Origin of the sequence: Qipengyuania polymorpha (genome assembly GCF_019711435.1) — a bacterium.
Taxonomy (GTDB): domain Bacteria; phylum Pseudomonadota; class Alphaproteobacteria; order Sphingomonadales; family Sphingomonadaceae; genus Qipengyuania; species Qipengyuania polymorpha.
In genome coordinates this window covers 217,629-243,885 of the sequence record NZ_JAIGNK010000002.1, presented here as the reverse complement: position 1 = coordinate 243,885, position 26,257 = coordinate 217,629, and the positions used below count along the sequence as shown (strand labels likewise).

Here is a 26,257-nt window from a genome sequence, read left to right as displayed (position 1 = left end):
GGGGCCAGTCCCTAATGCGCGAAGCGTGACGGAAGCAAGGACAATGGAAGCGCTGCGCGGTTTTTGGCTGGCTCTGGTGCTGGCTGCGGCCTTGCTGCTGCCCGCCTCGCTGTCGGCGCAGGAGGCGCGCTTCGGCGACGACAATATCGCTGTCGAACTGCGCAGCGACGGCCCTCCCGTGCCGGGCGAGACATGGATGCTGGCGCTGCATTTCACGCCCAGTAGCAGCGAATGGCACGGTTACTGGTCCAATCCCGGCGATGCAGGGCAGGGCATGGAATTGGAGCTGAACCTGCCCGATGGCTGGGAGGCTGGCGAGCCGCTTTACCCCGTGCCGCAGGTGCTCGTGATTTCCGGCCTGATGAACCACATTTACGAGGGCGATTACGCCGTGCTCGTGCCGGTCGAAGTGCCCGCGCAGGCGGCGGTGCAGAATATCGTGCCGGTTAGCGGTTTCGTGTCCTATCTCGCCTGTACCGACAGGGTTTGCGTTCCGCAGGATGCACGCCTCAGTGTCCGCGAGGGTGGAGATTTTCGTAAATGGCAGGCGGCAGTGGCTCCCGCGCTCGACAGCGTGGCGGGCTACGAAGTGACGCGTGACCGGCTGCGGGTGGGCATCCCGCTTCCTGCCGACATGGACCTTGGCGATTTGCACCTGTTCATGGGCACGAGCGATTTCGGTAGCGGCCTCGCTCCTGATTATGCTGCCACGCAGACCTTCATCCGCGAGGGCGATTTGCTGGTCGTCGAAATGCCGCTGAAACGCCGCGATGGGTTCGAGGCTTCGCCACTGCCAGAGCGTATCGAGGGCATCCTCGCGCTTGGCGAGGGGCAGGGTGTGCGGTTCACTGCAGAACAGCGCGACGTGCCACTCGAAGGCGTCAAAGCCTTGCGCGGGCCGGTCGATGTGCCTGAGCTCTGGGTGCTGTTGCTGGCAGCACTGGCGGGCGGGTTGCTGCTCAACATCATGCCCTGTGTCTTTCCCATCCTCAGCCTGAAAGCCCTCGCTCTCGCCAAGGCAGGCGGCGACGAGCTGTCCGCGCGCCGCGATGCGCTGGCTTATACGGCGGGTGTCGTGTTGGCCTGCGCAGGGCTGGGCGCGCTCATCATCCTGCTGCGCTCGGCCGGAGAACAGGTGGGCTGGGCGTTCCAGTTGCAGGAGCCGCGAGTCGTGGGCGCGCTATTCCTGCTTGCAGTCGCCATCACTGCTAATTTCCTCGGCCTTTTCCAGGTGCCGGGCATGGCGATTGCGGGAGGCAAACCCTCAATGCGCGGGTCTTTTGGGACCGGCTTGCTGGCAGCCTTCGTTGCGACGCCTTGCACCGGGCCTTTCATGGCGCTTGCATTGGGCGCGGCGCTTGTCCTGCGGCCCGTCGAGGGCTTCGCAATATTCACCGCGCTTGGACTAGGCCTTGCGCTCCCGTTCCTGCTCATCGGTTTCATCCCCGCGTGGCGTCGACGCCTGCCCAAGCCCGGACCATGGATGGAGCGCTTCCGCCGCTGGATGGCCTTGCCGATGGGTCTGACCGTGCTCGCACTCGCATGGCTCTTGTGGCGCATTGCGGACAATTTCTGGCTGGCCATGCTGGGGGCGGTGACATTGGTCTTGCTGATGGTCCTCGCATCCTTGGGGCAACGCCAGAAGCGCGGGCAGGGTGGCGAGAGGATTTTCCTCGCCGCCATCGTGGCGTTGGCGATTTTCGCGCTCTCGACATTCCCCGAGCCGGAGCCGCGCGCGCAGAGCGAAAGCAGCCTGCTGGGTCCGCAGCCTTTCTCCGAAACGAGACTTGCCGAGGCACGCGCTTCAGGCCAGCCAGTATTCGTTTGGTTCACCGCCGACTGGTGCGTCACCTGCAAGGTCAACGAGGGTGTCGCCATTGAGCGTGAAGACACTCGCAACGCGTTCGAGAAAGCGGGCGTCATCACCCTGCGCGGCGACTGGACGCGGCGCGACGAGGAGATTGCCGCTTTCCTCGCCAGCCAAGGGGCTGCGGGCGTGCCGCTCTACCTCTGGTATCCGGCTGGCGGCGAGGCCCAGCAATTGCCGCAGGTGCTTACGCCGGAGACTCTTCCGGCTCTGGCGGAGCAGCCATAGTCCCCGCGCACCGCGTGATGAATTCGCCCGGACGCTGGCTGGCATTCAGCACGAGCGAGCCTGCTCCCGGCACTGTAGCCTCGACACGGTTGCGCCCGGTCAGCACTTCCAGCCGCGGGTCGTCGGCGGGCAGGCGGCCGCGCCACAGCCATGCTTCTCCCTCTTGTTCGGCATCGATCCAGAGCCGCTCGACATGGCCGTTGCCGATAAGCGCCAACACCGCCTTGGAATTCGCGTCGGCGCGTTCGTAGCGCGTGAAAGCCAGCGTTCCGTCCTCGCAGGCCAGAGAAAGCAGCGGCTCCTCGCCGGGCTTGCCGTAAAGCAGCCTGCCCGACTGACCCAAGGCCCATGCCGCGCCTTCGGTATCGGGAGAATCCACCGGCTCGGATGGGCGCGTGCGCTCGTCCGAGACCTCCATCCGGGCGAGATATTCGTCCGAAGCAGGAGGCTTGCAGGCGGCAAGGAGTAAGATGGAAGAAAGGACGCTGATGCGAAGCATGCGCGCAGCTATGCCACCTCGTGCAATCACGGCAAGAGGGCGATCGCTCGTTTCAACCGTCAGGGCTTGCCACCCATCCGTTTGTAGCGCGTCTTGCCGTAGCGGGTCTTGCGCGTACCCGGTCTCCCGGCATCGCTGCGACCGACGCGGGGAGCCTTCTTCTCGTCGTCGCCGAGGCCGAGTTCGTCGTTTTCCAAGCGCCGGATTTCGTCGCGCAGGCGGCCGGCTTCTTCGAATTCGAGGTCTGCTGCGGCCTTGCGCATGCGTTTTTCTAGATCCTCGATATAGGCGCGAAGGTTATGGCCGACGAGGTTGTTGCGTTCGTCGTCGCCCGTGTCGACGGTGACACCGTCCTGCGACGCGGTATGCGCGACAATGTCGGCGATGTTGCGCTTGATGGTCTTTGGCGTGATGCCGTGTTCTTCGTTATAGGCCTTCTGCTTTTCGCGGCGGCGGTCGGTCTCCGCGATCGCGCGCTCCATCGAACCTGTCACGCGGTCGGCATAGAGAATGACGCGGCCCTCGACGTTACGCGCCGCGCGGCCGATGGTCTGGACGAGGCTGGTTTCCGAACGCAGGAAGCCTTCCTTGTCGGCGTCGAGGATGCAGACGAGCCCGCATTCGGGAATGTCGAGGCCTTCGCGCAGCAGGTTGATGCCCACCAGCACGTCGTACACCCCGAGGCGCAGGTCGCGGATGAGCTCGATACGCTCCAGCGTCTCCACGTCGGAGTGCATGTAGCGCACCTTCACGCCCGCCTCGTGCATGAATTCGGTGAGGTCTTCCGCCATCCGCTTGGTCAGCGTGGTGACGAGCGTCCGGTAGCCCATCTTGGCGGTCTTCTTACACTCCTCGATGCAGTCCTGGACCTGGTCCTCGACCGGCTTGATTTCGACCGGCGGGTCGATGAGGCCGGTGGGGCGAATGACCTGTTCGGCGAATACGCCGCCGGTCTGCTCCATCTCCCACGTGCCTGGCGTGGCCGAGACGCAGAAGGTCTGCGGGCGCATCGCGTCCCATTCGTTGAAGCGAAGGGGGCGGTTGTCGATGCAGGACGGCAGGCGGAAGCCATGCTCGGCCAGCGTGATCTTGCGGCGATGGTCACCCTTCGACATCGCGCCGATCTGCGGCACGGTCTGGTGGCTCTCATCGACGAACAGGAGGGCGTTCTCGGGCAAATACTCGAACAGCGTCGGCGGCGGTTCGCCCGGCAGGCGGCCGGTGAGGAAGCGGCTGTAGTTCTCGATGCCCGCACATGAACCTGTCGCGGCAATCATTTCGAGGTCGAAATTGGTGCGCTGTTCGAGCCTCTGGGCTTCGAGCAGGCGTCCTTCCTCGTGCAACTCCTTCAGCCGTTCGGTCAGCTCGAACTTGATGGCTTCGCTGGCCTGTTTCATCGTCGGACCCGGCGTGACGTAGTGCGAATTGGCGTAAATGCGCACCTTGTCGAGGCTCGCGCCCTTCTTGCCGGTGAGCGGGTCGAACTCGCTGATTTCCTCGATCTCGTCGCCGAAGAAGCTGACGCGCCAGGCCATGTCTTCGTAATGCGAGGGGAAAATTTCGAGACTGTCGCCTCGCACGCGGAAGTTGCCGCGCGCGAAGGCTGCGTCATTCCGCTTGTATTGCAGGGCGACGAGCTTGCGGATGAGCTCGCGCTGGTCGACCGTCTCGTCCTTCTTGATGTCGAAGATCATCGCCGAATAGGTTTCGACCGAGCCGATACCGTAGAGACAAGAGACCGAGGCAACGATGATGACATCGTCGCGTTCGAGTAGCGCGCGCGTGGCCGAGTGGCGCATCCGGTCGATCGCCTCGTTCACCGAGCTTTCCTTCTCGATGTAGGTGTCCGAGCGCGGCACGTAGGCTTCAGGCTGGTAGTAATCGTAATAGCTGACGAAATACTCCACCGCGTTTTCGGGGAAGAAGCTCTTGAATTCGCCATAGAGCTGCGCGGCGAGGATCTTGTTCGGCGCGAGGATGAGGGCAGGGCGCTGCAATTCCTCGATCACCTTGGCCATGGTGAAGGTCTTGCCCGAACCGGTGACACCCAGCAGCACCTGCGTCTGCTCGTCGTCGCGCGCGGAGGCGGTCAGCTCGGCAATGGCGGTCGGCTGGTCGCCGCTGGGCGTATAATCGCTCACCAGCTTGAATTTCTTGCCCGGCATCGACTTTTCGGGGCGCAGCGGTTTGTGCGGGGTGAAATCTCCGGTGGTGTCCGGTTCCTCAAGTCCTCTGCGAATAACGAGTTCTGCCATGCGCGCACATATGGGGAACATGGACGTGAGGTGCAACTCGTGTTGCGCAGGCGCGTCAGGCTGCTAGCGTCGCGCGCAACTTTCTGAAGGGATTATCCATGTTTCGTATCGCACTTGCTTCCTGCGCCGCTCTTGTCCTTGCTGCTTGCTCCTCTGGTAGCGACGATGTCGACGCTGACGGCGACGGCAAGATTTCGAACGAGGAAGCGCAGACGGCTGCATCCAAGGTGCGCCGCCTTGAAGCTGGCGAATACAAGATGAGCATGGAATTGCTCGAACTTGAAGACCCTTCGATGAAACCGGAGGAAATCGAGCAGGCGAAGACGTTCTTCTCGGCGATGGGCGGCATGGCACCTGCCAAGTGCATGAGCGAGGAAGAAGCCAACGAAGGTCTCGTCGGCGTGGCCGAGGGCATGCAGGAAGGCGATTGCACCATGGAAAGTCTGACCTCGAACGAGGACGGCATGAAGGGCGCGATGACCTGCAAGGGCCAGAACGGTCCTGCCAAGGTGACGATGGACACGACCTCGACCGGCACTGAATCGGAAATGACCATGCGCGTGGTCGAGCCCAATGGCAGCGGCGGCGACAAGACCGTGGCGATGAAGGTCACCATGACCCGCACGGGCGACTGCAACCCCGACGCCTGAGCCCGTTCAGGAACCCGCCATCGCGCCCGCGCATTATTGCGGGACGATGGCGAGTTTACCTTTCACCGAAGCACGTGCCGAATGGGGCCGCCGGCTGGCGCTTGCCGCAGAGCCCTGTCCCGACGATGCGCGCGGTCCGAGGGCGCTGCTGCTGCTCGGCGAATTCCTCTGGCCGCTGGAGCCGCTCAAACGCCGTTTCACGACGCTCGAAATTGCGCCTGCGCGCAACCCCAAGAACATCATGCTGCTGCCCGGCTTCGGCGCGCATCCCATCCGGATGCGCTGGATGGCGCGAGTGCTCGAAAAGGCAGGGCACACGGCGAAGAAGTGGGGGCTGGGATACAATCTCGGCGCCACGGCCGACCGCTTTGCCAAGGTTGAAAAGCGCCTGCTCACGCTCTTTGAGGCCAAGGGCGAGCCTATCGTGCTCGTCGGCTGGAGCCTCGGCGGGACGATGGCGCGCGAACTTGCCAAGAAGCATCCCGACAAGGTCGAGAAAGTCGTGACCATGGGCTCGCCCTTCTCGGGCAGTCCGCGCGCAAACAATGGCTGGCGTGCCTATCAGGCGATTGCAGGCCACCGCGTGGACGAGCCGGAAATCGACACTGTGGTTGCTGAAAAGCCGCCCGTCGAAACCGTGGCTTTCTGGAGCCCGCGCGACGGTATCGTTGCGCCCAAATGTGCTTGCGGAAAGCCGGGCGAGCGCGACCGCGCCGTGGCATTGCGCTGCACGCATATGGGCTTCGTCCTCTCGAACGAGTCCATGTCGGCGCTTCTTTCGGAACTGGACCGCGGCTGAACCCTTTAATTGGGTAAGAGAGCGCGGCGTCCTGCCGTGCGGGACCGATTTTCCAGGGGACACATGAGCGGCTCTGCCGAATTCTTCAACGAGATGCGCGAGCCCGATGGCAGTGTGCGCTCCGCCTATGCCGATTATTGCAAGTGGTACGACGGGCAGGACCCCAAGCTGCTGCGCCGCAAGCATGACGAGGCGGAAACGAATTTCCGCAAGACCGGCATCACCTTCAACGTCTACGGCGAGGACGAGGCCGAAGAGCGCCTCATCCCCTTCGACATGGTCCCACGCATCATCGATGCGGCCGAATGGCGGCGGTTGAGCCGCGGCATCGAGCAGCGCGTGTCCGCGCTCAACGCCTTCATGCACGACCTCTATCACCGGCAGGAAATCGTGCGCGCCGGTCGCCTGCCCGAGCGGCTTCTGCGCCACAACGAGGCGTGGCTGGCCAACATGGTCGGCTTCACCCCACCGGGCGGGGTCTACACGCATATCGTGGGCATCGACTTGGTGCGCACGGGACCGGACGAGTTCTTCGTGCTCGAAGACAATGCCCGCACGCCTTCGGGTGTCAGCTACATGCTCGAGAACCGCGAAACGATGATGGCGATGTTCCCCGAGTTGTTCCTGCGCTGCCCTGTCGAGCAGGTTTCCGACTATCCCCGCCGCCTCGCCAAGAGCCTCGCGGCGTGTGCGCCCGAATGCGCCGGAGAGCGGCCTGTAGTCGCGGTACTTACCCCGGGCATCTACAATTCAGCCTATTTCGAGCACGCCTTCCTTGCCGACCAGATGGGCGCGGAATTGGTCGAAGGCAGCGATTTGCGCGTGGTCGATGGCCGCGTCGCGATGCGCACCACCAGCGGCTACAAGGCGGTCGACGTCATCTATCGGCGCGTGGACGACGAATTCCTCGACCCGCTTACGTTCAATCCCGACAGCGTGCTCGGTGTGCCGGGCATCATGGATGTCTATCGCGCGGGCGGCGTGACCATCGCGAATGCGCCCGGAACAGGGGTGTGCGACGACAAGGCCATCTACTCCTTCATGCCCGAAATCGTCGAGTTCTACACCGGCGAGAAGCCGCTGCTGCCCAATGTCGAGACATGGCGCTGCGCGGATGACGAGAGCCTCAAATACGTGCTCGACAATCTTGAGGAACTGGTGGTCAAGGAAGTCCATGGTTCGGGCGGCTACGGCATGCTCGTCGGACCCGCCGCGTCGAAGAAGGAGGTGGAGGAATTCCGCGCCAAGATTGTCGCCAAGCCCGACAATTACATCGCCCAGCCGACGCTTTCGCTCTCGACCTGCCCCATCTTCACCAAGAAGGGCCTCGCGCCGCGTCACGTAGATTTGCGGCCCTACGTACTCGTCTCCCCCGACAAGATCGACATTACGCCCGGCGGCCTCACCCGCGTGGCGCTGAAGGAAGGGTCGCTGGTGGTGAATTCGAGCCAGGGCGGCGGCACGAAAGATACATGGGTGCTTAAAGACTGATGCTGGGCAGAACCGCAAACGGCCTCTTCTGGATGTTCCGCTATCTCGAGCGGGCCGAGAATACTGCGCGCTTGCTCGATGCTGGCTTGCGCATGGCGCTCACTCGCGACCTCGTGACGGCGGAGGAGGAATGGCGCTCGGTCATCGCCACCTCGGGCCAGCGCGAGGCCTACGAGGCCAAGCACGGCAGCTACACCGGCATGCAGGCCTGGAACTTCCTGCTGCGCGAGAAAAGCAACCCCGCGAGCATCCACTCGATGTTCGGCCTCGTGCGCCAGAACGCGCGGCTGGCACGAAACGCCATCAGCGGCGAGTTGTGGGAAGCCGTAAACGAGAACTGGCTCATCATCGACGAGCAATTGGCAAAGCCGGTCGGCGAGAATCGCGTACTCGATACGGTCAAGACCATCCGGCGCGCGGGCACGATGGCGCGCGGCGCGCTGCAAGGATCGATGCTGCGCGAGGAAGGCTACCACTTCGCGCTTTCGGGCATGTTCATCGAGCGCGCCGATGCCATCGCGCGTATCCTCGACATCAAATATTACCTGTTGCTGCCTTCGTTGTCCTATGTCGGGTCAAGCCTCGATACAGGGCAGTGGGACACGGTTCTGCGCTCGGTCTCGGGCGACCGTGCCTATCGCTGGCTCAATGCGGCGCAGGTCGACGCGCGCAGCATTTGCGAGTTCCTCATCCTCGACGACCGCTTTCCGCGGAGCCTTGCATTCTGCCATTCGGAATTGCGCGCCAACCTCGCCGCGCTGGCCCGCATTCACGGGGCCGAGGGCGAGAGCAATACCTTGATGCGCGACGCCGACACGCGGCTGACAAATCTCAGCATCGACGAGATTTTCGACCAGGGCCTGCACGAATTTCTCGTCGACTTCACCTCCTGCAACGCCGCCATCGGCGACGCGATTGCCGCAGACTACAGGTTCCTCAGCTGATGCGCCTCTCGATCCGCCACACCACCCGCTATCGTTTCGACAATCCGGTCGTGCACGCGCTCCAGCGCCTGCGCCTGACGCCCAAAGAGACGCAGGGGCAAGAAATCCTCGAATGGGAAATGGAATACGAGAACGCGCATGAGGAGCTGACCTACGAGGACCAGCACCACAACACGACCACGCTGGTTGGCGTGGAGCCGGAGACGACCGAAGTCACCATCACCTGCCGCGGCAAGGTCGACACCAGCGACCAAGCAGGTGTCATCGGCCGCCATGCCGGACATCTGCCCTTGTGGAGTTTCCTGTCGCAGACGCGACTGACCCGTCCCGGTCCGGGCATGAAAAAGCTCATCGCCGACCTCGAGAAACACGAAGGCGAACGGCTCGACATGCTGCATGAATTGTCGCGCAGCACGCTCGACCGCGTCGATTACCAGGTCGGCAAGACTAACTGGAAGACCACCGCCGAAGAGGCCTACGCCGCCAAGAACGGCGTATGCCAGGACCATGCACATATCTTCATCGGCGCGGCCCGCGCGCTCGACGTGCCGGCGCGTTATGTCTCGGGCTACCTCATGATGAACGATCGCATCGAGCAGGAGGCGACCCACGCCTGGGCGGAAGCCTATGTCGAGGGGCTCGGCTGGGTCGGCTTCGATATTTCCAACGGCATCAGCCCCGACGAACGCTATGTTCGCGTCGCCACGGGCCGCGATTATCGCGATGCTTCGCCCGTCACCGGCATCAGTTTCGGCAACACCAGCCAGATGCTCGAGGTCGATGTCGAGGTCGAGCAGCAGCAAGTACAGCAGCAGTAACGGAAGAAAAAGAATGACCTATTGCGTGGGAATGAAGCTCGACAAGGGCCTCGTGCTGATGAGCGACACGCGCACCAATTCGGGCGTCGACAACATCTCGGTCTTCCGCAAGATGTTCACCTGGCAGGTTCCGGGCGAGCGCATCATCACGCTGATGACGGCGGGCAACCTTGCCACCACGCAGGCGGTTATCAGCCAGCTCGAAGAGCGCACCAAGGAACCCGACGAGCGCGACAATATCCTGCTGAAGACACCGACCATGTTCCAGGTCGCCACCGAAATCGGCAATCTCATGCGCAACATCATCGGCGAGCGACAGGAGGCCAACGGCGTGAAGGGCAGGGGGCGCTTTACAGCTTCCATTATCGTGGCAGGGCAGATCAAGGGCATGGAGCCGCGCCTGTTCATGGTCTACCCGGAAGGCAATTTCATCGAGGCCAGCCTCGACACGCCCTTCTTCCAGATAGGCGAGACCAAGTATGGCCGCCCCATCATCATTCGCGGCTATGACAAGCAGATGAGCCTCGAGGATGGGGTAAAGCTGCTGATGGTCAGCTTCGATTCCACGCTGAAGGCCAATCTGTCGGTGGGCCTGCCGATCGATGTGCAGGTCATCGGCCGCGACGAATACGAGGCCAGCCACGAGCACCGCATCAGCCATGACGACAGCTACTTTTCCGCCATTTCGGCTGGCTGGGGCGATGCCCTGAAAAACGCTTTCCACTCGCTGCCCGACTACAGTTTCTATCGCGGCGACGACTGACGGATTGCCCGACCGGATACATCAAAAGCTAATTGGTCCGGAGCGGAGGTAATTGCCCCATCCGTAAATCATGGCGAACTGGGATATACCGCCATGTTTACAACCATATGCGTAATGATACGGAATGCGCAGAACTACGCAGTGCCGTAGCGTCTTTCGCATGACCCAGCGAAGCACTCTCCACATCGTCGATGGCTCCTGCCGCTCCCGCGCCGAACAGGCCCGGCTCGGGTTCGAAAATGGCTATCACTGTGAAATTTATTCGGATCTGGCGGAGCTCATGCTCAGTCCTCCGGACCGCGGCATCATCCTTGCTCGCGATGACGAGGGCGGGGGGCGCGTGGACGAGGTGCTCAGCCACCTCTCTCGCGCCGGGGTGTGGGTGCCGGTGGTGGCGACCTCGCAAGACCCGCGGCCCGGACAGGTGGTTGCCGCCATCAAGGCGGGAGCGCTCGACTATCTACGCCTGCCCCTGCGGCCCGAGCGGCTGCAGGAAGCGGTCAATCGCATAGAGCGCGAGGCGGTCGCCTATGGCGAGGCGCGGCGCAAGATGATCGAGGCACGCAACCGCATCGCCAGCCTGTCCCCGCGTGAACGCGAAGTGCTCGACTGGCTGGCCGAGGGCCGCAGCAACAAGATGATTGCCCGCGAACTCCACATCAGCCCGCGCACGGTGGAAATCCACCGCGCCAACATGATGAACAAGCTTGGCGCCCACCATGCGGCTGAAGCGGTTCGGTTGCGGATAGAGGCCCATCTCGACGGCGGACAGAGAATGCAGGCAGGCTGAAGACCTGCCCGCCCTTCGGTTCGCACCAATTCTCAGGTCGTCGGGATAGAGATCAGCGGCAGAAGCTGCCGTTGCCATGCTCCAGATGGAGATGGTCGGCGTGGGCTGCGTTGTAATCGGGGCCGAGCACGGTGCCGAACCGCTTGCAGGCGCTGCGATGGACAGTGCGCAGGAACTCGCGCTCCTTCTCGCCCGAGTTCCAGCCCGATTTCACGCTGATGCGCCTGCCGTCCTCGAGGACGAATGCGCCGATGTCGACCGCCTCCGCGCGCGAATGGGCTGAGCGACGCGAGGTGCCTGCGACATTGCGACAGGAATAGCTGCCCATGGTCTCGATACGCGCAAGCGGGCTGCCGAGGATTTGCCGCGCTGCGCGATCGACGCCGTAACGCGCCCATGCGGCGAAAGTATTGGCCATCGGGCAGGCGAGAGGGCCGAGATTGGTTACGACAAGCGGGCCGAGGTCGCCGCCGACGCGGTCGAGCTGGACGCTGTCGAGCGCCTGGCATCCTGCGCCATAATAACGGTCGGAAAGGGGGGCGAATTGCGCGCCGCTCGCGCTCAGCTCGCGCACGCATTGCCGTGCTGCGGGCTTTTCCCAGTTCACCGAGCCAACGCCCGAGGTGGGCGCGCGGGAAACCGGTTCGCGTGTCTCTGGAGAGACGCCGCATCCGGCCAGCGCAAGAGGAAGGAACGCTATGGCAAGGATGCGGCGCATGAATATCTCCCTAGGCCGGGTATGGTTAACACCGACCTAACGGTATGCAGCAATTCCACGACATTGACTTGTGCTATTTAGCCTATTAGCTAAATAGCTATGACGAGCGTGTTCGATGCCCTGTCCCATCCCATCCGGCGCGAGGTGCTGGAGCTGCTGAAACACGGCGGTCGAACGGCCGGCGAGCTGGCGGACCATTTCCCGGTCTCCAAGCCCACCATGTCGGGCCATTTCGCCAAGCTGAAGGCCGCCGGCCTAATCCTCGGCGAAAACCGGGCGGGCAACATTGTCTACACGCTCAACATGTCGACGCTGGAAGAAGCGTTGCACGGCTTCATGGCACGCATGGACATCTCGCGTGAAGAAGCCCGCGGCAGTAGCAAAGGAGAGACCCCGTGAATGTGAAGCGTCCGCTTTTTGCCAGCCTCGCCGTGGCTGCTGCCATGGTCATTTTCGCCTTCGTGACGGCTGCGCGCCTGCCCGCCGATGCGGTGCTGCCGACCCATTGGAACGCGCGAGGTGAGCCTGATGCCTTCAGCCCGGCGCTCTGGGCGCTGCTCTTCCCCGCCATGCTTGCGGCGGGGACTTCACTCGGCTTTGCGCTCATCCCGCGCATCGAGCCGCTGCAGGAAAAGCTCGAAGGGTCGGCCCCTTTGTTGCGGGCCAGCTGGATTGGCATCATGCTGCTGTTTCTCATCATCCAGGGCACCATCGGCCTGCCCGCCTACGGTATCGAGGTGCCGGTGAATGCCATCATGATTGGCGTCGGGCTGATGCTGGTGATGCTGGGCAATGCGCTGCCCAAGAGCCGCCCGGGTTTTTTCGTCGGCATCCGCACGCCATGGGCCATCCTCGACGCCGACAACTGGATTGCCACCCATCGCCTTGGCGGCAAGCTGATGATGCTCGCAGGCCTCGCGATAATCATCGCCAGCGTCCTGCCGCTCAGTCCACAGACCATCGGCATCATTGTGCTTGTGTCGGTATTCAGCGCAGCGCTGATACCCTTCGGCTATAGCTGGTGGCTGTGGCAGAGCGGCAAGGCGGGCAAAGCCTGAGCCCAGACTATTCGGGTGCGAGCACCTGCTCCCATAGCTCGATTTTCACCCCGTCTGGGTCGAGCAGCCAAGCGAACTTGCCATAGCCTTCATCGACGCTATCGAGCACATCGACACCCTTGTCCTTCAGTTGTGCCACGAAGGTGTCGAGGTCGTCGACGCGCAGGTTGATCATGAAGCCGCCTTGGCCCGGCTTGATGTATTCGGCGTCCTTGAAATGGCTGATGAGCGAGTAGGGCTTGTCGCCGGTCTCCTCCGCCCAGTCGAGCTGCGGCCCGTAAGGTCCGTCGATACCTAGTGTGTCGCGATACCAGGCCCGCGTCGCCTCGGGGTCGTTCACCACGTAGAAAACGCCGCCCAGTCCGGTGATTTTCGCCATCTCGCCACTCTCCCTTGATTGGCGCGAGCGTGCCACAGGATTTCCCTCGGCGCAAAAGCCTGTATTGAGGGCAGAGATGACTTCGGCGCGCACCATCCTCACCTATGGCACATTCGACCTGTTCCACGTCGGGCACCTGCGCCTGCTCGAACGGCTGGCAGCCATGGGTGACAGGCTGGTGGTCGCGGTATCGACCGACGCTTTCAACGCCGAGAAGGGCAAGTCCTCGCTCATCCCGTATGAGGACCGCGCGGCCATCGTCGGCGCGCTCGCTTGCGTCGACGAAGTCATTCCTGAGAAAAGCTGGGACCAGAAGGAGCGTGACGTGCGAGCCGTGGGTGCCCACGTGCTGGCGATGGGCGACGACTGGCAGGGCAAATTCGACCACCTCTCGCACCTGTGCGAAGTGGTCTACCTGCCGCGCACCGAGGGCGTGAGCACCACCACCATCAAGGGCCAGCTCGTCCCCCGCAGCACCGAACTGCCCGACGCATGATCGAATATCTCGACGGCAAGGCGAGTGCCGACCTTTTGCGCCTGCAAACGACCTTGTCCGGCATGGCGGAGCGAGTGCTGGCCTTCTGCCGGACGCACGACATCCCGATTGTCTTCATCGGCGGCACGGCTCTCGGCGCGGTGCGCGATGGGGCTTTCATTCCGTGGGACGACGACATCGACCTCGCCCTGATGCGCGAAGACTACCGGTGCTTCGCCGCCGCCTTTCGCGAGCATGGCATCGAGGGGCTGGTCCTGCAGGACTGGGATAGCGACCCGGCCTATCACCATGCCTTCGGTCGGCTCAGGCTGGAGGGCACGCGCATAGACGAGCCCGATTTCGAAGGCACGGGAATGCACGAGGGCATTTTTATCGACCTTTTCATCTATGACGAGCTGCCACGTTCGGAGGCCATCCGCAGCCTCCAGCGCTTCCTGCTCGGTCTCGCGAACCTCGTCATCATGCCCCCTGCCGTGGATGCCAAGCTGGCTGCGCGAGGGCAGTCGCGGGGGCTGGCCCGCCGTATCGGTCTCGCGCTGCGTCGGGCGGGGTTCGCACCTCTCGCCATTCGGATGCGCGAAAAGGTCAGCCGCTGGGGCGAGGGCAGCGGGAGCGGGGTCATCGACAGCTTCCCGATGCTTGGCGTGAGCAAATGGCGCAAAACCACGCTGGCCAAGACCGACCTCTTGCCGCCGCGCCCAGCAAGGCTCGGCACGCTCGAAGGCCATGTCCCGGCCAATGCCGAGCGGTTCTTCGAACTGCATTACAACGCCGACTGGCGCGAACCCCCGCCCGAGGATGCGCGCCGGCCCGGCCATGTCACCACGGTCGATTTCGGCGATTGATTAGGCCGTTTGCGGGGCCGGCGCTTTCGCTGTCGCCTTGCTCACCAGAACGATGGCCAGCCACGCGGCGATGAAGCCGGGGACGATTTCGTAGAGGCCTGCGTCCATTCCCGGAAGCGCGCTGTTCCAGCCCAGCGCAATCCATGCTGCGACCGTTCCAGCGCCCGTCACGAGGCCTGCAACTGCGCCCGCGCCGGTCATCTTCTTCCACGTCAGCGACAGGATGACGAGCGGGCCGAAGGCCGCGCCGAAGCCGGCCCAGGCGTTGGAAACGAGGCCGAGAACCTTGCTTTCGGGGTCGCTCGAAATCCAGATGGCCGCCAGAGCCACCAGCGCCACGCAGACACGGCCAACATTCACGCTTTCGCGCTCGCTCGCCTGCTTGCGGAAGAACAATTTGTAGAAGTCTTCGGTGAGCGACGAAGACGCCACCAGCAACTGCGAGGAGATCGTCGACATGATGGCGGCCAGGAGCGCTGCCAGCAGGAAGCCGGTGATGAGCGGGTGGAACAGCAGGTTCGCCAGCACGATGAAGATGGTTTCGGGGTCTTCGACCACCAGCCCGTTGCGCTCGACATAGGCGCGGCCCGCGATGCCGATGCCGATCGAACCCAGCAGCGCCACGCCCATCCAGCTCATGCCGATATTGCGTGCGGTCTTGACCTTCTCGACCGTGTCGATCGCCATGAAGCGCACAATGATGTGCGGCTGGCCGAAATAGCCGAGGCCCCATGTGACCGCGCTGATGAAGCCGAGCAGGGTCAGGCCCTGCGTCAGGCTGAGGAAGCCGTCCACGGGTACGTCGGTCAGCGACCCCCCGCCTTCGCCGCCAGCGCCGAACATGACCACCAGCGGCATCAGCACCAATGCCACGACCATGATGCAGCCCTGCACGAAGTCGGTCAGGCTGACCGCGAGGAAGCCGCCGACCATGGTGTAGGCGAGCACGACGAGGCAGGTGATCCAGATGCCGAGCATGTAGTCGCTCATCCCCACATCGGGCAGCAGGCCGGCAAAGCTGGTCTCGAACAGCTTGCCGCCACCGACGAGCCCCGCTGCGGTGTAAACCGCGAAGAACACCACCACGATAAGTGCGGAGATGACGCGCAGCGCCACGGCCTTGTCAGGGAAGCGGTTGGCGAGGAATTCGGGGATGGTCAGCGCATTGCCATAATCCTCGGTCTGCTTGCGCAGGCGCGGGGCGACGACAACCCAGTTGACCAGCGCGCCGATGAACAGGCCGATGCCGATCCACGCCTCGACGAGACCGGCGGCGTAGAGCGCACCCGGCAGGCCGAGCAGCAACCAGCCGCTCATGTCCGATGCTCCTGCAGAAAGCGCGGCGACGGCGGGATGCAGGTTGCGTCCGGCGAGGAGATAACCTTCCGACGTATCGGTCGAGCGTTTCCACGCCCACAGGCCGATGCCGATCATGGCGATGAAATACAGGGCGAGTGAAATCAGTGTTCCGGTTTCCATGGCGCGGGCAGGTAACAAACGAAACCAGTCTTGGCCACCTTCGTCCCTGCAGGCCCGTTGAGCGCAGGAATTGCTTGAAGTCGTGCGCGATAAGCCTAGGCCCCATACATGCGTTCGGCCTTCGACCCCTCCGCCAGCCTGCCGCAAGGCCTGACCGGACTGTTCGAACGGAGCAATGTCTCGCTCACGATTGCCGATTTCACTCGGCCGGACTGCCCGCTGGTCGGGGCGAACGCAGCTTTCTTCGAGATGTCGGGCTATGGCGCGGACGAGGTCATCGGCCACAACTGCCGCTTCCTCCAGCCCGAAGGGGGCGCGGGGCCCGTGCGGGCGCGCATGCGGCGTTTCCTCAAGCAACCCGATGCGCTCGACGGCAAGTTCCTCATTCCCAATGTGACGAAAGGCGGCGAGCCTTTCCTCAACCTCGTCTACATGGCCAAGTTGCAGCGTCACGGCGAGACGAGGCTGGTGCTGGGGTCGCAGTTTCGCGTCGGCAGGCAGATCGAGAACGAGAGCGACCTTTACGACCGCGCGCTCCACGAAGATTTGCGCCAACTCAATCTGTTGACTAGCGAAAACAATTGGGTTGTTCTGGGCAGCCTCGATGCGCTCGCGTCGAGTCATTCGATTATCGCACGCATACAATACGAATAGGGGACGCAGGTTGGCGGACGGGGATTTCCCGGTAATCGGTATCGGAGCATCGGCGGGCGGGCTGGAGGCCCTGCGCGCGCTGTTCGGCGGGGCCAGCGAGAAAACGGGGATGGCCTTCGTGGTTGTCCAGCATCTCGACCCCACGCATGAGTCGCTGATGGCACAGCTGATCGAGCGCTATACCGACATGGTGGTATCGCAGGCCTCGGGCGGCGAAGAAGTCGAACCCGACCATATCTACGTCATACCCCCGGGTCACGGCCTTGCCCTGAATGACGGCGTGCTCGAGTTGACCGAATTCAAGGATCCGCGCGGCATGCGCCGTCCGATCGACGATTTCTTCGAAAGCCTCGCGCAGGATCGCGAGACCCTGTCCGCCTGCGTCATCCTCTCGGGCACCGGTGCAGACGGAAGCCGGGGGCTGCGCGCCATCAAGGAACATGGCGGGCTTTGCGTGGCGCAGGAGCCGGGCAGCGCGAGCTATGACGGCATGCCGTCTTCGGCGATCGCGACCGGCCTCGTCGACATCGTCGCGCCGCCGCGGGAAATCATCGAAGCGCTGAACAACTTCTTCGACCGTTCGGGCGGTGCCGAATCGATGGTCGATGAGGCAAGCGAGGTCACCGACCACATCGACGATTTGTGCGAAGTGCTGCGCAATGTCGTCGGACATGACTTCTCGCGCTACAAACGCTCCACCCTGACGAGGCGTATCGCCCGCCGCATGCAGTTGCTGGGCATCGATGAGGCGGGCGATTATCTCGACCGGCTCAAGGGCGACGAGGACGAGTGCAACGCGCTGTTCCGCGACCTGCTGATCAACGTGACCCGTTTCTTCCGCGATCCGCAGCTGTTCGAAAGCATGACCGCGCTGGTCATCGACCCGCTGGTCAAGGACGCGCGCGATGACGAGGAACTGCGCGTCTGGGTGCCCGGCTGCTCGAGCGGCGAAGAAGCCTATTCGATAGCCATGCTGTTTGCCGAAGCCGCGCGGCGCTACGGCAAGCGCCCCTATATCCAGATATTCGCCACCGACATCGACGACGGCATGCTCGATATCGCGCGGGGCGGCGCCTATCCGCTCTCCGCCCTGTCCGACATTCCGGTCGATTTCCAGGAACGCTACACCATCGGCGGCTCGGACAAGTTCCATGTCGGTGCGCAGATTCGCGACATGGTGCGGTTCAGCCTGCACAATGTCGTGCGCGATCCGCCATTCTCGAAAATCGACATGATTTCGTGTCGCAACCTTCTCATCTATTTCGATGAAAGCCTGCAGCGTTCGGTCATTCCGCTGTTTCATTTCGCCCTGGCGTCGAGGGGGCACCTGTTCCTCGGTTCGTCGGAGACCATCGGCCGCTATGACGACCTCTTCGAGGTGGTCGACCAGAACGCGCGCATCTTCCGCCGCCGCGAGGTGAAGGGGAAATACACCCTCCAGATCGGCAACGAGGGCCCGATCAGCCCGCGGCGCCGGCGCAATCCGGAATTCTCGCAGGACCCGCAGCGGACCGACGGAAGCGAGGTGGCTGCGCTCAAGACCATCGCTCGCCGTTACGCACCCGTCTGCCTGCTGGTGGATGGCGAAGGCATGTTGCTCGAAAGCTGGGGCGCGGCGGGCCGCTACCTCGACTTCCCCGACCGGCTCGAGCGCAACGTCGTGGTCTCCTCGCTCGCGCGTCCGGGCTTGCGCGAGCTGATCGGGCCGATGATCCGGCAGGTCATGGACGAGGCACGCGGCCGCCGTGTCGGGGCGAGGAACGTCGAAGTCCGCACCGAATTCGGCAAGGTCGAGACGCGCATCATCTGCGAGAAGGTGGACGAAACCTCCTTCCTTTTCGTGATCGAGGAAACGGGCGCGCTCGAACCGGTGGACGAGGAAGAACTGGTCGAGTTCGACACCGAGCACGGCCAGCAGCAATTCCTCGAGGAAGAACTGCAGGCGACGCGGCACCGGCTGCGCTCGACGGTAGAGGAACTGGAGACGACGAACGAGGAGCTGAAGAGCTCCAACGAAGAAATGATGTCGATGAACGAGGAGCTCCAGTCCACCAACGAGGAGCTGACCACGGTCAATGACGAGCTGAAGAACAAGGTCGACCAGCTCACTGTCGCCAACTCCGATTTGAAGAACTTCTTCGACAGCACGCAATTGCCCGTGCTGGTGGTGGACAGCGACTTGCAGCTGCGCAGCTATACCGATGCGGCCGAAGCGCTCTTCCCCGTCGACAAGAAGCAGATCGGAACCCAGCTTGCCTTGCTGCCCAGCAATTTCCGCAGCGAGGAATATGTCGATCTCGCGCGCAAGGCTTCGAGAGGCGGGGAGCCTCAAGAAGCCCGCATGCATTCCGACAAGCTGGAAGCCCAATATATCATCCGGGCCTTCCCCTATCGCCGTCTCGATGGCGAGCTCGACGGGGCCACGCTGGTCTTTACCGACGTCACCGAAGCGCTGTCGCTCGAACGCGACCTGCGCGAAGAGCGCGAGCGGTTGCGGCTTGCGCTGCAGGTGGCGCGCATCGGGGTGTGGGAATACGAACCATCCACCGACAAGACGATCCTCGACGAGACCGAGCGGCAATTGCTCGGCATCGAGGACGATGATGCCGGTGACCAGATGCAGCCTATCCTCGACAGCCTGCCCGAAGAAGACCGAGACCGCGTCAACCAGTCGCTGCGGCAGGCGATGGACGGCACGAGACCTTTCGACGAACGCTTCCGCATCCCCCTCGTCGATGGCCGGTACCGCTGGCTCCATGGCCTCGGCCGGCGCATCGACAATGGCCGGACCAACAAGTTCATCGGCGTGACCATCGACATCACCGCCGAACGCAGCCTGCTCGAACAGCGCGAGCTGATGATCCGCGAGATGAACCACAGGGTGAAAAACCTGTTCTCGATCATCAGCGCGATGGTTTCGATCGCGGCGCGCGAGGCCGACGAGGTCGAGGATTTTGCCGGCGAACTGCGCGACCGCATCCATGCACTTGGCCGTTCGCATGCCCTGACCAACGAGCCTGCCGTGGGCGGAGCCGGCGCTGTCGCCCTGCGCAGCCTGGTCAACACCGTGGTCGATCCCAGCCGGGCCGGGCAGGATGTCAATCTGGAGGGCGAGGATGTCGAAGTGCCCAACAGCCAGATTACCTCGGTTGCGCTCATCCTTCATGAATGGGCCACCAATGCCGCCAAATATGGCGCGCTATCGCTCGACGACGGATGTCTGGAAGTCGAGTGGACTGTTGCTGGCCGGAAGCTTGTAATCGAATGGCGCGAGTTTGGCGGTCAGGGCTCTTCGGATGCGGGCAAAAAGGTGGGTTTCGGTACCAGGCTGGTGAATACTGCTGCGCGCCAGCTGAAAGGCGAGATCGAGGGCGGCCCGAGCGATGAAGGTTATCGCCGCAAGCTCGTGTTCGACCTGGATTAGCCGCCGGCGACCATTCTGGGCTGTTCTGGATCAGAGCTCACCGCCTTGGCAAGCGCACGCTGGATCTGACTGGTCGAGGCCGGCTTGTCGATGAAACCGCATTCTGCGAATTCATTCTGCAGTTCCTCATGCGCGCGGTTGGCGCTCACGAAGATGATCGGGCAACCGCGTTCGGCCAGCACGCGGGCAAGCGGCCAGACGAGGGTGCCCCCGACGTCGATGTCGAGCAGGGCTGCATCGGGGCAACCATCCCCGAGGCAGTCGAGAGCGTCGGGCACGCTGATGCTGTCGCAGAAAACCTCGTAACCAAGGTCTTCGACGGTCATGACCATGTCGAAGAGGACCAGCGCCTCGTCATCGACAATCATGATACTCTGCATGCAACGCCCTCCTGTCGCTGGTTAACTTTCCGATTGGAGTCCGGTTCCCTTTTTCATTTCAAAAATGTTTCAGGACGGGGCCAAACTTGCGGGGCGCGTCCCGATGGCCCACTAGATGCGGGTGCGATTACCGATCATCACTTTCGGCATGGCGCTCGCATTTTGTGCGGTGCACCTGTTCGTGGGCCGGTTGCGCTGGCTTGATCGCACGCCCCGAAGTCGCTGGTTATCCTTCGCGGGCGGGGTCGCCGTCGGCTATGTCTTCCTGCACATCCTGCCCGAACTGGGCGCCCACGCCAGCACTTTCGAGGATGCCACCGGTCTCGATGCACCGCTGGCGGAGGGTCTCGTCTACACGCTGTCCCTGGTCGGTCTTGCGCTGTTCTACGGGCTCGAGCGTGCGCTTGCCCTATCGCGCGGCGAACGCATGGCGCGCGAGGGCAGGGATCGCCCGCATCACCCGGTGTTCTGGCTGCATATCGCCGCGAGCGCGCTGCTGGTGGCGCTGATCGCCTACCTCCTCAACCACCGCGAAGATCCCAGCGCTGCGGGGCTGGCGCTCTATTTCGCGGCGATGGTGCTGCATTTCGTGACCGCGGACTTCGGCACCAGGGCCGACCATCCCGAAATCTACGATGCCCGCGGTCGCTGGGTGCTGGCCGCAGCGACACTGGGCGGCTGGGCGCTCGGCCTGCTGGTCGAACTGCCAGAGCTGGCGATCGGTTGCCTGTTTGCCTTTGTCGGCGGAGGCATCGTCCTGCTGGTTCTGAAGGAGGAGCTGCCCGAGGATCGCAAGAGCTTCTTCCTGCCATTCCTCGGGGGTGCCTTGCTTTATGCCGCGCTGGTGCTGGGCGAGACGTATCTCGCCGCAGCATAGCGGGTTGCAGCCGTCTTAGCCCTGTGCGGCGCGCTTGGCGCGCTTGCGCTCGTGCGGGTCGAGGATGGCCTTGCGCAGGCGGATGTTCTCCGGTGTCACTTCGACCATTTCATCGTCGTCGATATAAGCGATGGCCTGTTCCAGCGTCATCACACGCGGCGGGGTGAGGCGGATGGCGTCGTCCTTGCCGGTCGAACGGAAGTTCGTCAGCTGCTTCGACTTCATCGGGTTCACTTCGAGATCGTCGGGCTTGGCGTTTTCGCCGATGATCATGCCTTCGTAGATCTTCGCGCCGCCGCCGATGAAAAGCTCGCCGCGGTCTTCGAGCGCGTTGAGCGCATAAGGAACGGCTTCACCCGGGACCATCGAGATGAGGACGCCGTTCTGGCGGCCTTCGATGGGGCCGCGATAGGTGTCGTACTTCTCGAACAGGCGATTCATGATGCCCGTGCCGCGCGTGTCGGACAGGAATTCGCCGTGGTAACCGATAAGGCCGCGGCTAGGGGCGGAGAAGGTGATACGGGTCTTGCCCTGGCCCGAGGGGCGCATTTCGGTCAGCTCTGCCTTGCGGCGCTGCATCTTCTCGACGACCGTGCCCGAATGCTCGTCGTCGACATCGATGACGACGGTCTCGAACGGCTCCATGCGCTGGCCGTTTTCTTCCCGGAACAGCACGCGCGGGCGGCTGATGCCGAGCTCGAAGCCTTCGCGGCGCATCGTTTCGATGAGCACGCCGAGCTGCAGTTCGCCGCGGCCTGCGACCTCGAAGCTGTCCTTGTCGGCGCTTTCGGTGATGCGGATGGCGACGTTGGTCTCGGCTTCGCGGTAGAGACGGTCGCGGATCATGCGGCTCGTGACCTTGCTGCCTTCGCGGCCGGCCAGCGGGCTGTCGTTGACGGAGAACTGCATGGCGAGCGTCGGCGGATCGATCGGCTGCGCTTCGATCGGCGTCTTCACGCTCGGATCGGCGATGGTGTTCGACACGGTTGCCTTTTCAAGGCCGGCGAGCGCGATGATGTCGCCTGCCTGTGCGCTGTCGACCGGCACGCGGTCGAGGCCGTCGAACGACAGCAGCTTTGTCGCACGGCCTACTTCGATGACACTGCCCTCGGCATCGAGCGCGTGGATCGGATCATTGAGGTTGATCTTGCCCGACTGGACGCGGCCCGTGAGCACGCGACCCATGAAATTGTCGCGGTCGAGCAGGGTGGCGAGGAAGCTGAACGGCGCTTCGGTGTCGAGACCCGGAGCGGGGACATGGTCGACGATCAGCTTGAACAGCGGCTCGAGGTTGCCGTCACGCGCGGTTTCGTCATCGCTGGCATAGCCGTCGCGGCCCGAGGCCCACAGCGAAGGAAAGTCCAGCTGGTCGTCGTTTGCATCGAGCGAAGCGAAGAGGTCGAAGACTTCGTCGAGCACTTCCTGCGGACGCGCGTCGCCGCGGTCGATCTTGTTGACGACCACGATGGGGCGCAGGCCGAGGCCCAGCGCCTTGCCGGTGACGAACTTGGTCTGCGGCATCGGGCCTTCGGCGCTGTCGACCAGCAGGATCACGCCGTCGACCATGCTGAGGATACGCTCAACCTCGGCGCCGAAGTCGGCGTGGCCGGGCGTGTCGACGATGTTGATGCGCGTGCCGTTCCATTCGACGCTGGTGCACTTGGCGAGAATCGTGATGCCGCGCTCTTTTTCGAGGTCGTTCGAATCCATCGCGCGTTCTTCGACGCGCTGGTTCTCGCGGAAGGTGCCGGACTGGCGGAAGAGCTGGTCGACGAGGGTGGTCTTGCCATGGTCGACGTGGGCGATGATCGCCACGTTGCGAAGGTCGCGGGACATAATCTGTAGCTTTCGTAAACGGGGCGGGCGCCTCGCGCCATCGCCAATTCGTGCGCGCCCCTAGACGATATGGTGCAATGCGGCAAGCGGGGTGAACGGGCTTTCGCAGGTGTGACTCAAAAGGCACACATTGCGTTCGCCTGTGTATGGCGCGCGCTAAACACTTGAGTGGCAACGACGCTCCAAATAATTCCGCATACGTCTGCGTGGTTTGGGGACTGCTTGTCAGACCAAAATACGTATCGTTTGAGAGGACGTCATAATATGAAATTTACTGCTTCCGGTCGCAGCGCGGCCGTTCGTTCCGCCCTTCTGGTCGGCACTGCCGCCCTTGCCATACCTTCCGTCGCTGCAGCGCAGGAAGAAGGCCAGGAACAGGCCGCCCAGTACGATGATGCCGAAGAACAGGCCGAGAGCCCCGATCCTAACGTCATCGTGGTCACCGCGACCAAGCGCGAACAGACGCTGCAGGAAGTTCCCGTCGCCGTCAGCGTGACCACTGCCGAGACCATCGAGCGCGCTCAGATCCGCGACATCGCCGACCTCGCCACCGTGGTTCCTTCGCTGCGCGTGAGCCAGAACCAGAGTGCCTTTGCCACGAGCTACTCTGTCCGCGGCTTCGGCACGGACGGCAACAACATCGGTCTCGAGCCGTCGGTCGCCATGTTCGTCGACGGTGTCTATCGCAGCCGCGCCATTTCGCAGATTTCGGACCTTCCCGACATCCAGCGCGTCGAAGTCCTGCGCGGTCCGCAGTCGACCCTGTTCGGCAAGAACGCCAGCGCTGGCGTCATCTCGATCGTCACCAAGAAGCCGGAATTCGAATTCAACGGCATGGTCGAGGCGAGCTATGGCAATTACGATGCCAAGGTCGTCAAGGGTTACGTCACCGGCCCGATCAGTGACAGCATCGCCTTCAGCGCAGGCGCCGGCTGGAATAACCGCGATGGCTTCCTGACCAACGGCTTCAACGGCGAAGACGTGAACGACCGCAACCGCTGGTTCACGCGCGGCCAGCTGCTGTTCGACAACGGCGGCCCGCTCCAGGCACGCATCATCGCCGATTACGACGAAATCGAAGAGCGTTGCTGCGGCGTGGTCAATGTGCTGCCCTCGGCCGAAACCGGCCTGATCCAGTCGCCTTTCATCGGGGGGCAGATCAACGATTTCCAGGACAATCCCGATGGTGACGTGATCTTCACCGACGTGGACCCGGTGAACCGCATCAAGAACAAGGGCGTTTCGGGCCAGCTGGACTACGAATTCGGTGCGGTGACCGCGACCTCGATTACCGCATACCGCGAAACGAGCCTCTCGGCCGACCAGGATGTCGACTTCACCAGCGCATCGCTGGCGACCGGCGCCAACATCGGCCAGGCGGACATCGACACCTTTACGCAGGAACTGCGCTTCTCGTCCGATTTCGACGGCCCGTTCAACTTCCTGCTCGGTGGTTACTATTTCGACGAGCGTGTCGATACCTCCGACCAGATCGTCTACGGTTCGGACTTCCGCACCTTTGCCGACCTCGGCTTCCAGTCCGCCACTGGCTGTTTCGTCGGGGCACCGACCTGCCAGTCGATCGGCACTCTCGAAGCCACGCTCGGCGCGCTCAATGGTGCGGATTACACCGGCCAGTTCTTCGCCGAGGGACAGGGCTTCTTCAACAACATCGTGCAGGACAACGAAGCCTACTCGATCTTCGGTAACATCGACTTCGAGATCGTCGACAACCTCGTCCTGACGCTTGGTGCCAACTACACCAAGGACAAGAAGCAGATCGTCACGAATTCGCAGAGCACCGACGTGTTCTCGAATGTCGATCTTGTGGCGTCGGGCAACACGGCCATCTACCAGCAGGGTGTAGCCCTCGGTGCCGGCCAGGCGCTTGGTCTTCCCGCCGGAACGCTTGCCACTGCAGACCAGATCAATGCGCTTATCGGCGTGATCGGCCTGCCGACCTTCCAGGCCCTGATTGCAGGCCCGGCACAGGCATTCGCGGATGCGAACGACACCAACCCTGCGGTGAACCCGTTGCTGGGATTGCGCGAGTTCCAGTTCCTGCCCCCGCTGCAGAACTGCCCGAATGCGGTTGAAGACTGCGCAACCAATGACGACGACTGGAGCTGGAACGCGCGTCTGGCCTACGAACTGTCGCCGACGCTCAACGTTTATGCCAGCTGGGCAACCGGCTACAAGGCGCCCAGCTTCAACCTGTCGCGTGACAGCCGTCCGCTTCCGGGCGACTTCGCTTCGCTGGTGTCGCAAGGCCTTGCCGTCAACAACCTGCGCCCCGGTACCCGTTTTGCAGAAGCCGAGAATTCGGAAGTCTACGAAATCGGCATCAAGGGTAATTGGGACTACGCTGCGGCCAATCTCACGGTCTTCCAGCAGACGATCGATGATTTCCAGGCCAACACCTTCGTCGGCTCTTCCTTCGTGCTGAGCAATGCCGGCAAGCAGGAAACCTTCGGGGTCGAATTCGACGGTAACGTGCGTCCTACCGACTCGCTGACGCTGAATGTCGCCATGACCTATCTCGATGCAGTCTACGACAGCTTCGAAGGCTCGGCGGTCGGCGATCTGAGCGGTCGTCCGGTGGCCGGTGTTCCCGAGTTGTCGGCCGTGTTCGGCGCGGTCTGGAACAAGGAAATCAACGACGCGGGTGACCGGTTCATCCTCGCCGGTGATTTCTCCTACCAGTCGCAGGTGCCGGCACTCGATGGCTTCCCGAACTTCATCGACGATTCCGACCCCGCCAATCCGGACTACGGACCGGCGCTTGCCATCGCGCAGTTCTATACCCGCGAAGTCAACAGCATGAATGCCTCGGCGACCTATGCGATGGCGAACGGGCTCGAACTGACCGTATGGGGCCGCAACCTGCTGGACGACCGTTACATTACGACGTTCTTCCCGGCCGTGGCGCAGGGCGAGGCAATTTCGGGCTACCCGAACCAGCCGCGCACCTACGGTGTGGCCGCCAAGTTCAAGTTCTAATTTCTCC

At 63.0% G+C, this 26,257-nt stretch carries 23 protein-coding genes; 16 read left to right on the top strand and 7 right to left on the bottom strand.

What is annotated here, in order from left to right; genetic code table 11:
• The first annotated feature begins 43 nt into the window (after nt 1-43).
• Nucleotides 44-2,095 carry a protein-disulfide reductase DsbD family protein gene (locus K3152_RS06565; RefSeq protein WP_221573320.1) on the top strand — a complete coding sequence of 684 codons (2,052 nt, stop codon included), beginning with the start codon at nt 44-46 and terminating at the stop codon, nt 2,093-2,095.
• Here the strand turns inward: K3152_RS06565 and K3152_RS06560 are convergent.
• On the bottom strand, nt 2,055-2,594 hold the full coding sequence (locus tag K3152_RS06560) for a hypothetical protein (RefSeq protein WP_221573319.1): 540 nt from the start codon (nt 2,592-2,594) through the stop codon (nt 2,055-2,057). The genes K3152_RS06565 and K3152_RS06560 overlap by 41 nt on opposite strands.
• 59 nt (nt 2,595-2,653) lie before the next feature.
• Nucleotides 2,654-4,849: an excinuclease ABC subunit UvrB gene (gene uvrB, locus K3152_RS06555; RefSeq protein ID WP_221573318.1), complete on the bottom strand. Its 2,196-nt coding sequence runs from the start codon at nt 4,847-4,849 to the stop codon at nt 2,654-2,656.
• 98 nt (nt 4,850-4,947) lie between these two features.
• On the opposite strand from uvrB, the gene K3152_RS06550 reads away from it, so the two are divergent.
• The 7 genes from K3152_RS06550 to K3152_RS06520 all read left to right on the top strand — a co-directional run bounded on the left by K3152_RS06550 (nt 4,948) and on the right by K3152_RS06520 (nt 11,104).
• Nucleotides 4,948-5,499 (top strand): DUF3617 domain-containing protein, encoded by a 552-nt coding sequence (locus tag K3152_RS06550; protein WP_221573317.1) that lies wholly within the window; start codon nt 4,948-4,950, stop codon nt 5,497-5,499.
• A 46-nt stretch (nt 5,500-5,545) separates the two neighbouring features.
• Nucleotides 5,546-6,298, top strand: coding sequence for an esterase/lipase family protein (locus K3152_RS06545; protein ID WP_221573316.1), 753 nt, complete (start codon nt 5,546-5,548; stop codon nt 6,296-6,298).
• A gap of 63 nt (nt 6,299-6,361) precedes the next feature.
• Nucleotides 6,362-7,789, top strand: a complete 1,428-nt coding sequence (locus tag K3152_RS06540) for a circularly permuted type 2 ATP-grasp protein (RefSeq protein WP_221573315.1) — start codon at nt 6,362-6,364, stop codon at nt 7,787-7,789.
• A complete protein-coding gene (locus K3152_RS06535; protein ID WP_221573314.1) occupies nt 7,789-8,733 on the top strand; it encodes an alpha-E domain-containing protein in 945 nt (314 codons plus the stop codon). The genes K3152_RS06540 and K3152_RS06535 overlap by 1 nt, the downstream gene beginning before the upstream one ends.
• Nucleotides 8,733-9,551: a transglutaminase family protein gene (locus K3152_RS06530; RefSeq protein WP_221573313.1), complete on the top strand. Its 819-nt coding sequence runs from the start codon at nt 8,733-8,735 to the stop codon at nt 9,549-9,551. Before K3152_RS06535 ends, K3152_RS06530 begins: the two co-directional genes overlap by 1 nt.
• A 13-nt stretch (nt 9,552-9,564) precedes the next feature.
• Complete coding sequence (locus K3152_RS06525) at nt 9,565-10,314, top strand: proteasome-type protease (protein WP_221573312.1); 750 nt, start codon at nt 9,565-9,567, stop codon at nt 10,312-10,314.
• Nucleotides 10,315-10,474: 160 nt separating this feature from the next.
• Nucleotides 10,475-11,104, top strand: a complete 630-nt coding sequence (locus K3152_RS06520) for a response regulator transcription factor (RefSeq protein ID WP_221573311.1) — start codon at nt 10,475-10,477, stop codon at nt 11,102-11,104.
• Between the two features lie 52 nt (nt 11,105-11,156).
• Here the strand turns inward: K3152_RS06520 and K3152_RS06515 are convergent, their stop codons facing one another.
• Nucleotides 11,157-11,822, bottom strand: coding sequence for an extensin family protein (locus K3152_RS06515; RefSeq protein WP_221573310.1), 666 nt, complete (start codon nt 11,820-11,822; stop codon nt 11,157-11,159).
• Nucleotides 11,823-11,921: 99 nt separating this feature from the next.
• Between K3152_RS06515 and K3152_RS06510 the strand changes: the two genes are divergently transcribed.
• Nucleotides 11,922-12,221 (top strand): metalloregulator ArsR/SmtB family transcription factor, encoded by a 300-nt coding sequence (locus K3152_RS06510; RefSeq protein WP_221573309.1) that lies wholly within the window; start codon nt 11,922-11,924, stop codon nt 12,219-12,221.
• A 2-nt stretch (nt 12,222-12,223) separates the two neighbouring features.
• On the top strand, nt 12,224-12,880 hold the full coding sequence (locus K3152_RS06505) for an SdpI family protein (protein WP_345719772.1): 657 nt from the start codon (nt 12,224-12,226) through the stop codon (nt 12,878-12,880).
• Between the two features lie 7 nt (nt 12,881-12,887).
• Here the strand turns inward: K3152_RS06505 and K3152_RS06500 are convergent, their stop codons facing one another.
• Nucleotides 12,888-13,259 (bottom strand): VOC family protein, encoded by a 372-nt coding sequence (locus tag K3152_RS06500; RefSeq protein WP_221573307.1) that lies wholly within the window; start codon nt 13,257-13,259, stop codon nt 12,888-12,890.
• Between the two features lie 76 nt (nt 13,260-13,335).
• Here K3152_RS06500 and K3152_RS06495 point away from each other — a divergent pair, with 76 nt between their 5' ends.
• Together K3152_RS06495 and K3152_RS06490 are read left to right on the top strand one after the other, a co-directional pair.
• A complete protein-coding gene (locus K3152_RS06495; RefSeq protein ID WP_221573306.1) occupies nt 13,336-13,755 on the top strand; it encodes an adenylyltransferase/cytidyltransferase family protein in 420 nt (139 codons plus the stop codon).
• Nucleotides 13,752-14,600: a LicD family protein gene (locus K3152_RS06490; protein ID WP_221573305.1), complete on the top strand. Its 849-nt coding sequence runs from the start codon at nt 13,752-13,754 to the stop codon at nt 14,598-14,600. The genes K3152_RS06495 and K3152_RS06490 overlap by 4 nt, the downstream gene beginning before the upstream one ends.
• Here K3152_RS06490 and putP read toward each other — a convergent pair whose 3' ends face one another.
• Entirely contained in the window at nt 14,601-16,079 is a 1,479-nt protein-coding gene (gene putP, locus K3152_RS06485; protein WP_221573304.1) for a sodium/proline symporter PutP, read from the bottom strand.
• A 108-nt stretch (nt 16,080-16,187) separates the two neighbouring features.
• Here putP and K3152_RS06480 point away from each other — a divergent pair, with 108 nt between their 5' ends.
• Entirely contained in the window at nt 16,188-16,733 is a 546-nt protein-coding gene (locus K3152_RS06480; protein WP_221573303.1) for a PAS domain-containing protein, read from the top strand.
• A 10-nt stretch (nt 16,734-16,743) separates the two neighbouring features.
• Complete coding sequence (locus tag K3152_RS06475; protein ID WP_247713252.1) at nt 16,744-20,157, top strand: chemotaxis protein CheB; 3,414 nt, start codon at nt 16,744-16,746, stop codon at nt 20,155-20,157.
• Here the strand turns inward: K3152_RS06475 and K3152_RS06470 are convergent.
• Nucleotides 20,154-20,537 carry a response regulator gene (locus tag K3152_RS06470; protein WP_221573301.1) on the bottom strand — a complete coding sequence of 128 codons (384 nt, stop codon included), beginning with the start codon at nt 20,535-20,537 and terminating at the stop codon, nt 20,154-20,156. The genes K3152_RS06475 and K3152_RS06470 overlap by 4 nt on opposite strands.
• A 121-nt stretch (nt 20,538-20,658) precedes the next feature.
• Between K3152_RS06470 and K3152_RS06465 the strand changes: the two genes are divergently transcribed.
• Entirely contained in the window at nt 20,659-21,414 is a 756-nt protein-coding gene (locus tag K3152_RS06465) for a hypothetical protein (protein ID WP_221573300.1), read from the top strand.
• Between the two features lie 15 nt (nt 21,415-21,429).
• Here the strand turns inward: K3152_RS06465 and typA are convergent, their stop codons facing one another.
• Nucleotides 21,430-23,250, bottom strand: a complete 1,821-nt coding sequence (typA, locus tag K3152_RS06460; RefSeq protein WP_221573299.1) for a translational GTPase TypA — start codon at nt 23,248-23,250, stop codon at nt 21,430-21,432.
• A gap of 264 nt (nt 23,251-23,514) precedes the next feature.
• Here typA and K3152_RS06455 point away from each other — a divergent pair, with 264 nt between their 5' ends.
• Entirely contained in the window at nt 23,515-26,250 is a 2,736-nt protein-coding gene (locus K3152_RS06455; protein WP_221573298.1) for a TonB-dependent receptor, read from the top strand.
• The last annotated feature ends 7 nt before the right edge of the window (nt 26,251-26,257 follow it).

What these genes read in the sequence shown, in the direction of transcription:
- K3152_RS06565 (WP_221573320.1), top strand. Translation starts at nt 44, where the DNA reads ATGGAAGCGCTGCGCGGTTTTTGGCTGGCTCTGGTGCTGGCTGCGGCC.
- K3152_RS06560 (WP_221573319.1), bottom strand. Translation starts at nt 2,594, where the DNA reads ATGCTTCGCATCAGCGTCCTTTCTTCCATCTTACTCCTTGCCGCCTGC.
- uvrB (WP_221573318.1), bottom strand. Translation starts at nt 4,849, where the DNA reads ATGGCAGAACTCGTTATTCGCAGAGGACTTGAGGAACCGGACACCACC.
- K3152_RS06550 (WP_221573317.1), top strand. Translation starts at nt 4,948, where the DNA reads ATGTTTCGTATCGCACTTGCTTCCTGCGCCGCTCTTGTCCTTGCTGCT.
- K3152_RS06545 (WP_221573316.1), top strand. Translation starts at nt 5,546, where the DNA reads ATGGCGAGTTTACCTTTCACCGAAGCACGTGCCGAATGGGGCCGCCGG.
- K3152_RS06540 (WP_221573315.1), top strand. Translation starts at nt 6,362, where the DNA reads ATGAGCGGCTCTGCCGAATTCTTCAACGAGATGCGCGAGCCCGATGGC.
- K3152_RS06535 (WP_221573314.1), top strand. Translation starts at nt 7,789, where the DNA reads ATGCTGGGCAGAACCGCAAACGGCCTCTTCTGGATGTTCCGCTATCTC.
- K3152_RS06530 (WP_221573313.1), top strand. Translation starts at nt 8,733, where the DNA reads ATGCGCCTCTCGATCCGCCACACCACCCGCTATCGTTTCGACAATCCG.
- K3152_RS06525 (WP_221573312.1), top strand. Translation starts at nt 9,565, where the DNA reads ATGACCTATTGCGTGGGAATGAAGCTCGACAAGGGCCTCGTGCTGATG.
- K3152_RS06520 (WP_221573311.1), top strand. Translation starts at nt 10,475, where the DNA reads ATGACCCAGCGAAGCACTCTCCACATCGTCGATGGCTCCTGCCGCTCC.
- K3152_RS06515 (WP_221573310.1), bottom strand. Translation starts at nt 11,822, where the DNA reads ATGCGCCGCATCCTTGCCATAGCGTTCCTTCCTCTTGCGCTGGCCGGA.
- K3152_RS06510 (WP_221573309.1), top strand. Translation starts at nt 11,922, where the DNA reads ATGACGAGCGTGTTCGATGCCCTGTCCCATCCCATCCGGCGCGAGGTG.
- K3152_RS06500 (WP_221573307.1), bottom strand. Translation starts at nt 13,259, where the DNA reads ATGGCGAAAATCACCGGACTGGGCGGCGTTTTCTACGTGGTGAACGAC.
- K3152_RS06495 (WP_221573306.1), top strand. Translation starts at nt 13,336, where the DNA reads ATGACTTCGGCGCGCACCATCCTCACCTATGGCACATTCGACCTGTTC.
- K3152_RS06490 (WP_221573305.1), top strand. Translation starts at nt 13,752, where the DNA reads ATGATCGAATATCTCGACGGCAAGGCGAGTGCCGACCTTTTGCGCCTG.
- putP (WP_221573304.1), bottom strand. Translation starts at nt 16,079, where the DNA reads ATGGAAACCGGAACACTGATTTCACTCGCCCTGTATTTCATCGCCATG.
- K3152_RS06480 (WP_221573303.1), top strand. Translation starts at nt 16,188, where the DNA reads ATGCGTTCGGCCTTCGACCCCTCCGCCAGCCTGCCGCAAGGCCTGACC.
- K3152_RS06470 (WP_221573301.1), bottom strand. Translation starts at nt 20,537, where the DNA reads ATGCAGAGTATCATGATTGTCGATGACGAGGCGCTGGTCCTCTTCGAC.
- typA (WP_221573299.1), bottom strand. Translation starts at nt 23,250, where the DNA reads ATGTCCCGCGACCTTCGCAACGTGGCGATCATCGCCCACGTCGACCAT.
- K3152_RS06455 (WP_221573298.1), top strand. Translation starts at nt 23,515, where the DNA reads ATGAAATTTACTGCTTCCGGTCGCAGCGCGGCCGTTCGTTCCGCCCTT.